This is a genomic window from Chroococcidiopsis sp. [FACHB-1243], assembly GCF_014696895.1.
In the GTDB taxonomy this organism is placed as follows: domain Bacteria; phylum Cyanobacteriota; class Cyanobacteriia; order Cyanobacteriales; family Chroococcidiopsidaceae; genus Chroococcidiopsis.
The window spans coordinates 1-13,309 of the sequence record NZ_JACJQX010000034.1 but is presented as its reverse complement, the minus strand read 5'-3'; the positions used below and the strand labels follow the sequence as shown (position 1 = coordinate 13,309).

11 protein-coding genes are annotated in these 13,309 nt (G+C 42.3%); all 11 read left to right on the top strand.

Translation table 11 applies throughout. The annotated features are described in order from the left end of the window. Window positions 1-83: 83 nt before the first annotated feature. The 11 genes from H6G17_RS22930 (at window position 84) to H6G17_RS22880 (ending at window position 13,114) form a co-directional block, all read left to right on the top strand. A complete protein-coding gene (locus H6G17_RS22930; protein WP_192160926.1) occupies window positions 84-884 on the top strand; it encodes a class I SAM-dependent methyltransferase in 801 nt (266 codons plus the stop codon). Then, window positions 862-2,658 carry a glycosyltransferase gene (locus H6G17_RS22925; RefSeq protein ID WP_192160925.1) on the top strand — a complete coding sequence of 599 codons (1,797 nt, stop codon included), beginning with the start codon at window positions 862-864 and terminating at the stop codon, window positions 2,656-2,658. The genes H6G17_RS22930 and H6G17_RS22925 overlap by 23 nt, the downstream gene beginning before the upstream one ends. Beyond that, window positions 2,546-3,595 carry a polysaccharide deacetylase family protein gene (locus tag H6G17_RS22920; protein ID WP_242038546.1) on the top strand — a complete coding sequence of 350 codons (1,050 nt, stop codon included), beginning with the start codon at window positions 2,546-2,548 and terminating at the stop codon, window positions 3,593-3,595. The genes H6G17_RS22925 and H6G17_RS22920 overlap by 113 nt, the downstream gene beginning before the upstream one ends. Window positions 3,596-3,629: 34 nt before the next feature. Further along, window positions 3,630-4,544 (top strand): glycosyltransferase family 2 protein, encoded by a 915-nt coding sequence (locus H6G17_RS22915; RefSeq protein ID WP_192160924.1) that lies wholly within the window; start codon window positions 3,630-3,632, stop codon window positions 4,542-4,544. Beyond that, window positions 4,537-5,709 (top strand): glycosyltransferase family 4 protein, encoded by a 1,173-nt coding sequence (locus tag H6G17_RS22910; protein WP_192160923.1) that lies wholly within the window; start codon window positions 4,537-4,539, stop codon window positions 5,707-5,709. Before H6G17_RS22915 ends, H6G17_RS22910 begins: the two co-directional genes overlap by 8 nt. 122 nt (window positions 5,710-5,831) lie before the next feature. After that, a complete protein-coding gene (locus H6G17_RS22905; protein WP_192160922.1) occupies window positions 5,832-6,926 on the top strand; it encodes a glycosyltransferase family 4 protein in 1,095 nt (364 codons plus the stop codon). 88 nt (window positions 6,927-7,014) lie between these two features. Next, complete coding sequence (locus H6G17_RS22900) at window positions 7,015-8,406, top strand: oligosaccharide flippase family protein (RefSeq protein WP_192160921.1); 1,392 nt, start codon at window positions 7,015-7,017, stop codon at window positions 8,404-8,406. 49 nt (window positions 8,407-8,455) lie between these two features. Then, on the top strand, window positions 8,456-9,454 hold the full coding sequence (locus tag H6G17_RS22895) for a glycosyltransferase family 2 protein (RefSeq protein ID WP_192160920.1): 999 nt from the start codon (window positions 8,456-8,458) through the stop codon (window positions 9,452-9,454). An 83-nt stretch (window positions 9,455-9,537) separates the two neighbouring features. Beyond that, window positions 9,538-10,782 (top strand): O-antigen ligase family protein, encoded by a 1,245-nt coding sequence (locus H6G17_RS22890; RefSeq protein WP_192160919.1) that lies wholly within the window; start codon window positions 9,538-9,540, stop codon window positions 10,780-10,782. A gap of 61 nt (window positions 10,783-10,843) precedes the next feature. Continuing rightward, a complete protein-coding gene (locus tag H6G17_RS22885) occupies window positions 10,844-11,947 on the top strand; it encodes a glycosyltransferase (protein WP_192160918.1) in 1,104 nt (367 codons plus the stop codon). 51 nt (window positions 11,948-11,998) lie between these two features. Next, window positions 11,999-13,114: a glycosyltransferase family 4 protein gene (locus H6G17_RS22880; RefSeq protein WP_192160917.1), complete on the top strand. Its 1,116-nt coding sequence runs from the start codon at window positions 11,999-12,001 to the stop codon at window positions 13,112-13,114. The last annotated feature ends 195 nt before the right edge of the window (window positions 13,115-13,309 follow it).

Here is a 13,309-nt window from a genome sequence, read left to right as displayed (position 1 = left end):
AAAAGGGAGGCGCTTGAGGGATCGCCGAGGTCTGAAACTTCAAGTGCGTAACTCCTGACAACGTTTAACAAAGGAAATAAATCATGTCAATTGATTCTCTCAATCAAACCTTATATGAAAAATCGAGTACTGTTAAAGAGTATATATGCACGCAAAAAGAATTATGGATAGAAGAAAAAACTATTTTTGAAAAGTACGAGCAGCATATCAAAGATAAGGCGATTCTTGATGTTGGCTGTGGTGGTGGGAGAACGGCGATCGCATTAAGCGAACTGACCTCAAATTATACGGGGATTGATTATTCGATTGAAATGGTGAAAGCGTGTCAAAAATGGCATAGTTCTCTAAATTTCCTACATGTTGATGCTAGCGATATGTATATGTTTGATGGGGAAAGCTTTGATTTTATCATTTTTTCATTTAACGGCATAGATTGTATGTCGTATGAAAAGAGAATAAAAACACTTAAGGAAATTTATAGAGTTTTAAAAAAAAATGGAATATTTGCGTTTTCCAGTCATAATTTAGACGATCGCAAAATTGTAATTGCTTTTAATAAGTATGACATGAAACGTCCGCGAGCGATCGTCAGAAATTTTCTCAATATTATGAGTTATTTAAAAGTAAGAAAGTATCAGATACACACTGATACATATGAAATTCTTAGCGATCCTTTAGCCGGATTCGGACATTTGACATATTACATTAGAAAGCAAGAGCAGGTAAAGCAGCTTGTAAATATCGGTTTTAAAAACATTGCTATTCTCAATCGCCAAGCCCAGTTCGTTGATATTAATTCTTTAGATAGAGATAGCGAGTGGTTGCACTACGTTTGTCAAAAACCTACTAGTAACGATCGCAATGAAGACAGTCAGCAAAAGTGAAACGATCGTGGACAAACCTCTCGTTTCTGGGATTGTTATCTTCCTGAATGAAGAACGGTTTATTGAGGAAGCGATCGCCAGTGTCTTTACCCAGACTTACAACAACTGGGAACTGCTATTAGTTGATGATGGCTCCACGGATAACAGTACGGCGATCGCCCGTCGCTATGCCGAACAATACCCTCACAAAGTCCGTTATCTCGAACACGAAAATCATCAAAATTGCGGCATGAGTGCGGCGCGAAACTTAGGCATTCGTCACGCTCAAGGCAAGTACATTGCTTTTCTCGATGCTGACGATATTTGGTTGCCTCAAAAATTGACACAGCAAGTTGCTATTCTAGAATCGCAGCCCGAAGCCGCCATGCTTTACGGACGCACTCACTTTTGGTTCAGTTGGACGGGAAACCAGAGCGATCGCCAATACAACTATTTCACAGAATTGGGTGTTGAACCTGACACTCTAGTCCAGCCACCCACGCTGCTAAAACTCTTTTTACAAAATGAATCTACCGTCGCATCTACTTGCAGCGTCTTGATCCGCCGCGAGGTATTTCAGAAGATTGGTGAATTTGAGCCAGAATTTCGCACTATGTACGAAGATATGGTTTTTTACACCAAGGTATTTCTTCAAGCACCCGTGTTTGTCTCAGGGAAATGCTGGGATCGATATCGACAGCACCCCCAAAGTAGTTGTCGCGTAGCAATTCAGGAGGGAGAGTATAACTCTTTTCACCCCAGTCCCGCTCGTGGCACTTTCTTGCGTTGGGTAGAGGCTTACTTACGCGATCGCGGTGCTGAGGAAACGCAGGTGTGGAGCGTTCTCCAAACAGAATTACTACCTTATCGGTATCCATTGTTGTATCCAGTAGGGCGAATGCTGAGACTGTGGCGACAGCAGGCGAAAACGGTGTTAAAGTCAGCTGGGCGGAGGGTTTTACCCAGAGACTTACTATACTGGCTGAAATTTCAAAAAAAATTTAGAGGTACGTCACAGTTAGGCGGAGTGCGCTTTGGTAATCTCCGCCGTCTCAAACCCGTCAGCCAAAACTTTGGTTTTAATCGCGGTTTGCCGATCGATCGCTATTACATTGAGAAATTTCTTGCCAGCCATGCCGATGCCATACGCGGACACGTATTAGAAGTGAGCGAAAACAAATACACGCTCAAGTTTGGCAACGATCGCGTCAGCAAAAGCGATGTCCTGCACGTAACTCAGGGTAACCTCGCAGCAACAATAGTCGCTGATTTGACCTGTTGCGATGAAAACAGCATACCCTCAAATACTTTCGATTGCATTATTATCCCGCAAACCCTACCGTTTATTTACGACGTGCGGGAGGCGATCGCAACTCTACACAGAATTCTGAAGCCAGGAGGGGTTATCTTAGCAACTTTCGCTGGCATTAGCCAAGTCAGCCGTAGTGATATGGAAACTTGGGGAGAATACTGGCGATTTACGACCCTTTCAACTCGGAAGTTATTCTCTGAAGCTTTTCCAGCAGCCCAGATCGAAGTACAAGCGCATGGCAATGTATTAGCTGCAATGTCATTTCTACAAGGATTAGCCGTCGAGGAACTGCGCCAAGAAGAACTGGACTACTTCGATCCTGACTATGAATTGTTAATTAGCGTAAGGGCAACTAAACCAGAGGTAAATCATGAAAATACCTGGAAAAATACCTGGAGTCAATCGGATACGACGGTTTGCCCGTCGCTGTCGCAACCAGCTTCAGCCAGGGTCGCTGATCCTGCTCTATCATCGCGTCACTGACGTGAGTTGCGATCCTTGGGGATTGTGCGTGACACCCCAGCACTTTGCCGAGCAATTGCAAGTCTTGCGCCAATATACCCAGCTAACACAATTGCGACGATTGAGCCAAGGCGTAGCAGAGGGCAAACATCATCGCCGTCACGTTGTCATTACCTTTGACGATGGCTACGCTGATAATCTTCACAATGCCAAACCAATACTCGAACGCTATGACGTGCCTGCTACTATCTTTATTGCTAGCGGCTATATCGATCGCGAACGAGAATTTTGGTGGGATGAGTTAGAGCGGCTATTTTTGCAACCTGGGGCGCTACCCCAGCAACTAGAGCTAAATATCAATGGCTGTCAATATCAGTGGGATTTGGGAGAATTTGCCAATTACACCGAGTCAACATACCAGCAGCATCGTTATTGGAAAGCAGAACGGGAAGAACCCCCAACTCCACGCCAGTTTGTCTATTACAAGATCTGGAAACTGCTACGCGTTTTACCAGAAGGCGATCGCGATCTCATTTTAGATCGACTGCTAACCTGGGCGGGAATGACAGCAGGTAGCCGTTCGACCCATCGTTCTCTCGCCCGAGCAGAAGTAGCAGCTCTAGAGCGGGGATCGCTTGTTGAAGTCGGCGCTCACACGATCGCGCATCCATTTCTCTGCTCTCTGCCTTTATCTTTACAGGAACAAGAAATTTCAAAGAGCAAAGCTCAACTTGAAGAACTTCTCGGACACGAGGTGACAAGTTTTTCCTATCCCTTCGGTAACTACACCTCAGACTCAGTAGCTATTGTCCGCGATGCTGGCTTTAACTGTGCCTGTGCCACGATTCACGCTAGCGTCCAACGCCATAGCAATCTGTTTGAGCTACCCCGCGTCGAAATTCAAAACTGGAATGGAGAAGAGTTTGCTAGGAGGCTATCGCGTTGGTTCGATGTTTGAACAGTTATTAGTTATCAGTTAAGACTCCCAACTCATGCAGCCACTTGTTTCAATTATTACTATATTCTTAAATGCTGAGGATTATATTGAAGAGGCGATCGCCAGTGCAATCGCTCAGTCATACGATGTTTGGGAACTGTTACTCGTTGATGATGGTTCTACGGATAGCAGTAGCAAAATTGCTCGCGACTATAGCGATCGATATCCCGAAAAAATTCGCTATTTAGAACATCCAGGGCATGAAAATCGCGGTATGAGTGCCTCGCGCAATCTGGGGATTCAGCACGCACGAGGAGATTATATTGCCTTTTTAGATGCGGATGACGTTTATTTACCCGATAAAATTGCCCAACAAGTCGCAATTTTAGAGTCTCATTCTGAAGTTGGCTTGGTTTGCGGCAGAACGAAATGGTGGTACAGCTGGACGAGAAACGAGAGCGATCGCTCGCGAGATTTTCTCCAAAAGTATGCATTACCTTTGAATACCATTATTTCTCCACCTGCGATTCTGATTCTATTTTTAAAAGATGAATGGGCTTCACTTTGCGATGTGATGGTACGTCGCCAAGCTATTGAAACTGTAAATGGATATGAAACATCTTTTCGCGGGATGTATGAAGACCAAGCCTTTCATGCCAAACTCTGCTTGAAATATCCAGCTTTTGTATCGAGCCAATGTTGGTATCTCTATCGCCAGCACTCCCAAGCCTGTACTACTGACTCTCACATTAGTGGCAAAACTTTAGCAGCGCGACAAACTTTTCTCACTTGGCTGGAAAATTATTTATCTAAATCGGGATTGCAGCGATCGGCAGTTTGGCGAGTTGTCCAACAGCAACTCTTTCCTTACCGTCATCCCCACCTACACCAACTCTGGTTGAAGTGGCGATTTGGCATTGTGTGGCGCGGAAAAAAAATGTGGGAAAAATTCAGAATGACTAATGACTAAACTATTAATTATTTTTCCTTCTGTAGAAAGGGGTGGGGCAGAGGAATACGCTCTAACTATTGCCCGTGATGCTCAGAAGCAAGGCTGGCAAGTTCATGCAGCTTTTCCTAAAACTCCTCAAACAACTTCTCTCGCTCAAGATTTTCAGCAGCAAAAAATTAGCTATCATTGTTTAGAAATAGCTGAAACTTATACTCGAAAACTCAGAACTTTACGGCAGTATTTACCAGACTGCTTGCGGACGCTTTCCTTATTTTTACAAATTCAACCAGATGCGGTTATCATCGTTCTTCCTTGGGTAGACCGCAGTTTAGGTACTATTTTTGCTTGCGCTTATTTAAATGTTCCTACAGTAGTAGTGTTTCAGCTAGTTCCTTGTCAAATTACCTTAAGCCAGTGGCAATTAACACTTTACAATTGGTCGAGAGTTAGAAATCAAGAATGGGTAGCTGTTTCCCAATATAGTCAAAAGTTAGTTGGTAAGATATTCCAGATGTCAATTAGTGAAGTGAAATGTATCTATAATGGAACAAAACTGGAAATGGACAAAAAGCAAAGCCTTCAAGAGATTGTAGCGCTGCGCGATCGCCTCCGGCAAGAATTAGAATTACCGTTAACTAGCCGTTTAGTTTTAACTGTCGGTCGGCTGAACCAACAGAAAGGATACAGCGATCCGATTCCCATTATTCCCGCGATCGCTAAAGAATTTCCTGAAGTCAAGTTTATTTGGGTAGGAGATGGAGAACTGCGATCGCAGTTACAAGCAGAAGTCAAAGCGACAAAAATAGAAGCATCTGTGCTATTTCTCGGCTATCGAACTGACATACCGCAGTTACTCAAAGCCGCCGATCTTTTTTTATTTCCCAGCCGTTACGAAGGATATCCCTTTGCTTTATTAGAAGCAATGGCTTACGGTTTACCAGTTGTTGCTTCAAATGCTAATCCTATGCCAGAAATAATTACGGATCGGTTGGAAGGTTTATTATTTCGTAAGAGCGATCGTCACGATCTTCTAGCAAAACTGCGATGGGCTTTACAAAATCCACTTTTAATGCGAGGTATGGCAGAAAATGCCAAACTGCGAGTTCGCGAATTCTCTACTACTAAAATGAGTCTTGAAACTTTGGATTTAGTGCAAAAAATAATAGTAGAAAATGGGAGTTAAAACGTTGCTCGAGATAAAAATTTTTGTTCTAAACAGCATGACAAATAATCAATTATCTCAAGATAAACCATGAATTATTTTAATTACTTAGAAAATTTTGTGTTTGATAAAGTGAGAATAATATGCACCATTTAAAGGTAATTTTTCTGCCTTGGTGGTCGAGAAATCCTTATCAGCAGCTTTTAGTAACGCATCTCCAGCCATTAGGTATAGATGTAAAAACTTTCAGTGATAATGGGAAATTATTTCTGACTCCAGAGGTTATTCGCTGGCGACCAGATATCGTTCACTTTCACTCACTATACCCATTTTATTTATCATCGAACCCGTTCTCTTTTGTGATTAAGTTTTTGTTGTTTTTGACTCAACTAATATTTCTAAGACTTGCAAGAATTACAATTGTTTGGACAGTTCACGATTTAAAAAATCACGAAAACATGCAAGTGCGCGCAGAGCGAATTTATAGTATTTTCCTCGCTATATTTGCAGATGCTATTATTACCCATTGCGTACAAGCAAAACAGACGGTCATTAAATCATTTCATATTTTCAACAAAGGTAAGGTTTTTGTTGTTTCACATCCCCATTACATCAACTACTATGAAAATAATATAGACCGCGATACAGCACGAAAAAAATTAGGTATAACAGATGCCAATCTAATTTTTTTATTTCTGGGATTGATTCGGGCTTACAAAGGCGTTCCCGAACTCATCGATGCTTTCAAGCAGCTAAAACAAGATAAAGTTTATTTAGTGATTGCTGGTAAAGCTTCTCAGGAATTAACTCAACAGATTCAGCAACAAGTGCAAGATTGTCATGAAATAAAATTTATTCCGGGTTTTGTCGCTGACGAGCAATTACAAATCTATCTGAATGCTTGCGATGCGATCGTACTACCATACCGAGATATCTTAACCTCGGGTTCGGTAATTCTAGCTATGTCCTTCGGTCGTGCGTGTATCGCTCCTCGTAAAGGCTGTATTAGCGAAGTAGTCGGTGACTTAGGAGGGTTTCTCTACAATCCAGAAGAAACGGACAGTTTGTTGTATGCTATGAAAGATGCAATTCAACATAAGTCTCAGTTGCAACAAATAGGCGATCGCAACCGCCAAGTAGTGGAGCAGTGGAGCTGGGATAGCTTTGCACGCACGACACTACAAATTTATCAGCATCGATCTCGATCGACATCGAGCTTGCGCTCGCCCTTGAATTGAATTTTGTCCATACCAAGCGGTTAGCGAGGAAAGACAAAATGTATGGTTTAACAGAGGTTAACTTGTATAGTTTGCTGAGCAGAACGGCATGAGCCTACGTACTCAAGTCATGCGAGGCGGAACGTTCTTAGTTCTGCGCCAAGCATTAGGCATGATTCTCTCTTTGGGAGGTGTTTTACTACTTACCCGCATTTTAGGTCCGAAAACATACGGGCTTTACTCTGCCACGCTAAATATTTTTGTCTACGTTCAAAGTCTCAGTCAGTTAGGAATTGAGATTTATCTGGTGCGGCAGAAAGATGAAGAAGACATCAAACTTTACCATCAAGCCTTTACCTTGCTGCTCTTACTGGCGCTGGGAGGCACTGGCATATCTCTTATAGGAATACCCTTACTACAAGAGTGGGTACGCTTAGAAGGATTTAGCGATGTGGCTCGCGTCATGTTTCTGGGACTACCAGTTGTGTTGCTGAGTCAAGTTCCTTTAGCACGACTAGAGCGGCACTTGGATTACAAACACGTCGCTTTGATCGAACTGAACGGTCAGTTCGTTTACTACTTAGTCGCCCTTCCTCTGGCGTTTCAGGGAGCTGGTGTCTGGTCGCCTGCGATTGGATGGTGGATGCAACAAGTTATTACTTTAGGACTGCTTTACTGGCGGGCAGATTATCGCCCTCGTTTGCATTGGCAACCAGACATCATCAAGCAGATGCTGAGCTACAGTGTTGGCTACTCTGCTTCCTCTTGGGTTTGGCAACTGCGTAACCTGGTCAACCCCTTAGTGGTTGGTAGGTATGCAGGTGCGGAAGCAGTGGGATTTGTCGCCTTAGCGATTCGGATTGTGGAAGTCCTGAGTTTTGTCAAAACTGCAACTTGGCGATTGTCGATCGCCGCTTTGGCTCGTCTCCAAGGCGATCGCGTGCGACTCGGTAAAGCAGTGAGCGAAGGTATGAGCCTTCAGATCTTAGCGCTGGGTCCCCTGTTAGTATTCGTGAGTTGGCTCAATCCTTGGCTGATACCGTTGTTGTTCGGTCAGCACTGGTTGCCAGTCATTCAAATCTATCCTTTTATTGCCCTCAGTTACCTCAGCAACGCCGTGTTCAATCTCCATTGTTCCGTGCTTTACGTCTTGCAGCGCAACTGGGAAGTGACAGCTTTCCACTTAGCACACATTATCTTGTTTGCTGGCACGGCGTTGGTTGCAACCTCTCATTTTAATGGCTTCGTCGGCTACGGCTGGGGCGAGGTAGCGGCTTTAGCTAGCTATGCCGTTCTCCATGTTTTTGTCGTGCAACATATTAAAAGTCCTGCCTATCGCTTACCCACAATTTGGTGGCTAGCTTTGGTAGGAGCTTTATTTATTTACCAATTGGGTTGGTGGTCTGCTTTAGGTTTGGTCGCGCTGTTTTGTATGCCTGCTACCTATCGACAGTTGAAATACTACATCGACAGCCTGCGGCAAGCTCAATCGGAGCGTTAACATCACTTGACAAAAATCAGTCATAAGTCAGTCGTCATAAGGCAAATTTATGCGTCCCAAAGTATCAATAATTGTACCCACATATAATAGTGAGGACTATATTGCCAGGGCAATAAAATCTGTATTACAACAGACAGAATCTCAAGTAGAAATTATTGTTGTAGACGATGCTTCCGTTGATGCTACTGTACAAGTGGTACAACAGTATAAATACGATCGCCTTCAATTATTGGTAAATGACTGCAACCAGGGACCTAGCTACAGCCGCAATCGCGGTATTGCCGCAGCTAGGGGAGAATGGATAGCTTTGCTAGATTCTGATGATTGGTTTGCCCCTGAAAGAATTGAAAAGTTGCTACAAGTCGCTCTAGCAGAAGATGCAGATGTAGTAGCCGATGACTTATATCTAATTGCCAATCGAGCCAAGCAGCCGTGGGGAACGAGATTTTCTGCTCCGCTAGGATTTGGTTGGCGACGACCTAAGTTTCAAGGAGTTACGCAAATCGATGCAATAGACTTTATTGAAATGGATTTAGGTGTAGTCAAACCTATATTTAAACGTAGTTTTCTCATTCATCATAATTTAAGTTTCGATGACAATCTACGCTATGGAGAAGACTTTCAATTTTACTTGAAAGCTCTCATTTGTGGGGCAAAGTTTATTATCGACTCTCAGCCATATTATTTTTATTGCTCTCGTCCTGGCTCTCTGATTACCGATTATCTAACATGTCAGCAGCAAATGTACGCGGATGTCGATCGCTTCCTTCAAATCGATGCAGTTCAAAAAAACTTTGCTCTAACACGTTCTTTAACAAGAAGATATGAAATCGTTGGAACTCATTTAAGTATTAGTTTAGCTTACAACCAATTAAAAGCAGTGTTTAAAAGCGAAAAACTGTTCGCTGCGATCGCCAAAATTATTATCAAGCCTCAAATCATTGTCCTATCGGTTTTACATATCATCAGAAACTTAACACAGCGAGCGGCTCCGCTGTGGGTTGCTCTATCTCGCAAATCAAAAAAAATCAGTTTAAATCGCATATAGAGGAGTATCTGAAATTCATTTACCTAACAACGCGATCGCTATCTACTTTTAAAAAGTTAACTTAAAAAGTTAAATTTTTCATAATGAAACTTTTACTTGGTGCGGAAAAGGTATTTACAGTTATATCGTTACTGACTCTTACGGGAGCTTGGTTTCCACGCCTGTATGAAATTATTAGTGGAGAATCACTAATCGTACTGACATCCGAGGGAGTTATAGCACTACAAATTCCTTTCTACTCGATTTATATCATGACCTTTGCGCTCATATTGCTTCGATGGAAAAAAATTATTCAAGCGCTAGGGAAAGGTAAGTTTTTATTATTGCTAGTCGCGATCGCGATCGTTTCAATTTTATGGTCAGATGCACCTGCAATCACGCTGCGACGAAGTTTAGCCGTTTCAGGTGCGACTTCATTCGGGATCTATTTCGCTACACGATATAGCCACAAAGAGCAATTGCATCTCTTAGCTTGGACTTTTGGAATAGCAGTTCTATCCAGTATATTATTTACCATAGCGTTACCAGCTTACGCAATTGTTCCTGACCCAAATAGCACAGCTTTAGGATCGGTTTTGCAAGGGGTATATATCCACAAAAATGTTTTCGGTCGGATTATGACTTTAAGCACGATTGTCTTAGCGATCGTGGCTTTTAGTAATTCAAAATCTCGATATTTAGCCTGGATTACTTTTAGCCTTGCCGTCAGTCAAGTGTTACTGTCATTTTCTACTAGTTCTTGGATTATCCTCGCAATTGTTATAGCACTATTTCCTTTATATCGGGCTTTGCGATGGAACTTTTCTTGGATGTTGTTACTATACATTGCCGTAGCACTATTCTGCGGTAGCTTAGCTGTTCTAATTACGAGCAATTTGGATATTGTATTAAATAGTTTGGGAAAAGATTTAACTTTGACTGGTCGAACTAAGGTTTGGTCAGCTGTGATCGAAAAAATTGGCGAACGTCCTTGGTTAGGTTATGGATATAGCGCTTTTTGGCGAGGTAATGAAGGAGCATCTGCTTATGTTCGGCTAGCCAGTGGATGGAAAGTAGCCTTCTCTCATAACGGCTTGTTAGATCTATGGCTCGATCTAGGATTCATTGGAGTTTCAGTTTACTTAATTGGTTTTATTAAAGCTTATACGCAAGCAATAACGTGGATGCGCTGGTCTAAAACATCTTATGGGTTATGGCATCTGATCTTGTTGACATTCATATTTTTAACTAATTTTTCTGAAAGCACAATTTTGAAGTCAAATGATATTTTCTGGGTGTTGTATACAGCAACATACTTTTCTCTCTCACAAAGCTCGATAGATGTTTAGCTAAGCTAAGCTCAAAACTTCCGCCGAATTTTTAGCTATTAACTACTTGGAGCAAAAATGAATGACCTCTAGCCTAGCAGTTTTTATCCCGAGTCTCGATGGAGGCGGAGCCGAAAGAGTTATGCTCAACCTCGCTGATGGTTTTGCCGCTCAAGGTGTAAAAGTTAGTTTAGTTTTAGTTAAGGCAGAGGGACCATATCTGTCGCAAGTATCTTCAAAGGTGGAATTAGTCACTTTAGGAAATCGGCAGAAGTTACTGCTCAGCTTTCCCGATTTGATAAATTATCTGCGGCGAGAACAACCTGTCGCAATGTTATGCGGACAAGAGGATGCGAATATCGTCGCACTCTGGGCAAAGCAACTGATGAAAGTGTCAACTCAGATGGTTGCGATCGTCCACAATCATCTCTCGCGCGATGCTCAAACTTCTACTCTACTCAAAAGACAATTGACACCTCATCTCGTGCGTTGGTTCTATCCTTGGGCGGATAAAATTGTCGCCGTGTCTCAGGGAGTGGCTGAGGATCTCATAGATATTGGTTTGCCAAAAGACAAAATTAAGGCAATTTATAACCCTGTTGTAACTCCAGAACTGCACGTTCGGGCAAGAGAAAAGATATCTCATCCTTGGTTTGCACTAGACCAACCCCCAGTTATTATGGGTGCGGGAAGGCTAGAGAATCAGAAGGATTTTCCGAGTTTGATCCGTGCTGTGGCTAAGTTACAGCAGCAGCGTCCCGTGCGGTTGATGATTTTGGGCGAAGGGACAAAACGACCTGAATTAGAGGCTTTAATAAGAGAACTCGGTTTAATAGACAGCGTTGCCATGCCGGGATTCGTGAGTAATCCATACGCTTATATGGCAAGAGCAAGTGTTTTTGTCCTCTCATCGATTTGGGAGGGTTTTGGTAACGTGCTAGTAGAAGCGATCGCAGTTGGAACTCCGGTAGTTTCGACTAATTGCAAAAGTGGTCCGGCAGAAATTTTAGAAAATGGCAAGTATGGAAAATTAGTCGCTGTAGGAGATGTTACAGGAATGGCTGAGGCGATCGCCCAGACGCTAGACTGTCCGCCAGCGCCTACTGAATTACAGCGTCGAGCCGAGCGATTTTCCACAGCAAAAGTTTTAGCAGAGTATCGACAGATTTTACAAATTACCGAGTAGAAAAGTCAAAAGTTAAAAGTCAAAAGTTAAAAGTCAAAAATTACTTGGCATATGGAAAATATTGCTGAAAAACAAATTAATATTCTCATGGTGGGAGACAGCTTATCTAAGCAGGGAGGAATTGTAACTTTAGAAAAGCATATGTTGAAACACGCTCCTGCTAACGTGCAAATTCAACATATTGGCACGGCAGTTGATGGTTCGGCAATACAAAAAGCTTTTGGGTTCGCGATCGCCCTGGTTCGGGTTATCTTGGCACTATTGACGAAAAAAGTAGATATCGTTCACGCGCATGTAGCCGAAAGAGGCAGTGCTTATCGCAAATCAATCGTGACTTTAATTGCTAAATTCTTGTTTCGCAAACCCGTAATTTTACATTCTAATAGTCCTGAGTTTCATGAATTTTATCAGGGGTTATCGTTGAATGTTAGACAAGGATTGCTATGGGCATTTAGTCAGTGCGATCGCTTCATTACTGTTTCCGAGAGCTGGCGTAATTTCTACGTAAATAAATTTGGTTTAAAACCAGAACAAGTCTTAGTATTAGCTAATCCGATTGAATTACCAACTCACGTTCCACAACGAGAGCGATCGAACCAGATTAATCTTGTTTTTTTAGGACGGATCGGACAGCGTAAAGGTACTTTCGATTTGATTCGCGCTTTTGCCATGTTACCCGAGCCGATAAGAAACCAAGCAAATTTGATCTTGGCAGGAGATGGAGAGGTTGACAAAGCCCGCGATTTAGTTGCGAGTTATAGTTTAAAGATTAGTAATATTGGCGATCGCATTACCATATATGATTGGCTCAATTCACAGCAACGAGATGCTTTATTAACTAAAGCGCATGTCTTTATCTTACCTACTTACAATGAAGGATTACCCTTAGCTTTGCTAGAAGCAATGGGGTGGGGATTACCTGTTATCACAACGCCAGTAGGGGGAATTCCCGATTTGATTGTCTCAGGAAAAAATGGTTTATTAGTCCAACCTGGAGATATTCAACAACTTTCCACTGCCATTGAATCGCTCATTCAGAACGAAAATTTGAGACTTTCCTTGGGTAGTGCGGCGCGGGAAAGCGTCACACCTTTGGATGTAAAAAATTATTTCAGTTTCCTATCGCAAATCTACGATTTAGTATTAGATTTTCAGGAAACACAGTAAATCAAAAATCAAAAGTTAAAATCTCTAGAATTGATAGTAGCAAGCAATGCGATCGCACTGAGAATGTTAGTTAAAAGTGTAACAGCTTACATACCAGAAATGTTGAATCCTGAGACAAATCTTCATATAATTTTTGATACTTCTCTGTGAAAAGAGAATCGGTCAACATTTCACGATCTTCTCCATCCAATGAAC

Coding starts and splice junctions, on each gene's coding strand:
- H6G17_RS22905 (WP_192160922.1), top strand. CDS start 5,832: ATGCACCATTTAAAGGTAATTTTTCTGCCTTGGTGGTCGAGAAATCCT.
- H6G17_RS22895 (WP_192160920.1), top strand. CDS start 8,456: ATGCGTCCCAAAGTATCAATAATTGTACCCACATATAATAGTGAGGAC.
- H6G17_RS22915 (WP_192160924.1), top strand. CDS start 3,630: ATGCAGCCACTTGTTTCAATTATTACTATATTCTTAAATGCTGAGGAT.
- H6G17_RS22880 (WP_192160917.1), top strand. CDS start 11,999: ATGGAAAATATTGCTGAAAAACAAATTAATATTCTCATGGTGGGAGAC.
- H6G17_RS22930 (WP_192160926.1), top strand. CDS start 84: ATGTCAATTGATTCTCTCAATCAAACCTTATATGAAAAATCGAGTACT.
- H6G17_RS22900 (WP_192160921.1), top strand. CDS start 7,015: ATGAGCCTACGTACTCAAGTCATGCGAGGCGGAACGTTCTTAGTTCTG.
- H6G17_RS22885 (WP_192160918.1), top strand. CDS start 10,844: ATGACCTCTAGCCTAGCAGTTTTTATCCCGAGTCTCGATGGAGGCGGA.
- H6G17_RS22890 (WP_192160919.1), top strand. CDS start 9,538: ATGAAACTTTTACTTGGTGCGGAAAAGGTATTTACAGTTATATCGTTA.
- H6G17_RS22920 (WP_242038546.1), top strand. CDS start 2,546: ATGAAAATACCTGGAAAAATACCTGGAGTCAATCGGATACGACGGTTT.
- H6G17_RS22925 (WP_192160925.1), top strand. CDS start 862: ATGAAGACAGTCAGCAAAAGTGAAACGATCGTGGACAAACCTCTCGTT.
- H6G17_RS22910 (WP_192160923.1), top strand. CDS start 4,537: ATGACTAAACTATTAATTATTTTTCCTTCTGTAGAAAGGGGTGGGGCA.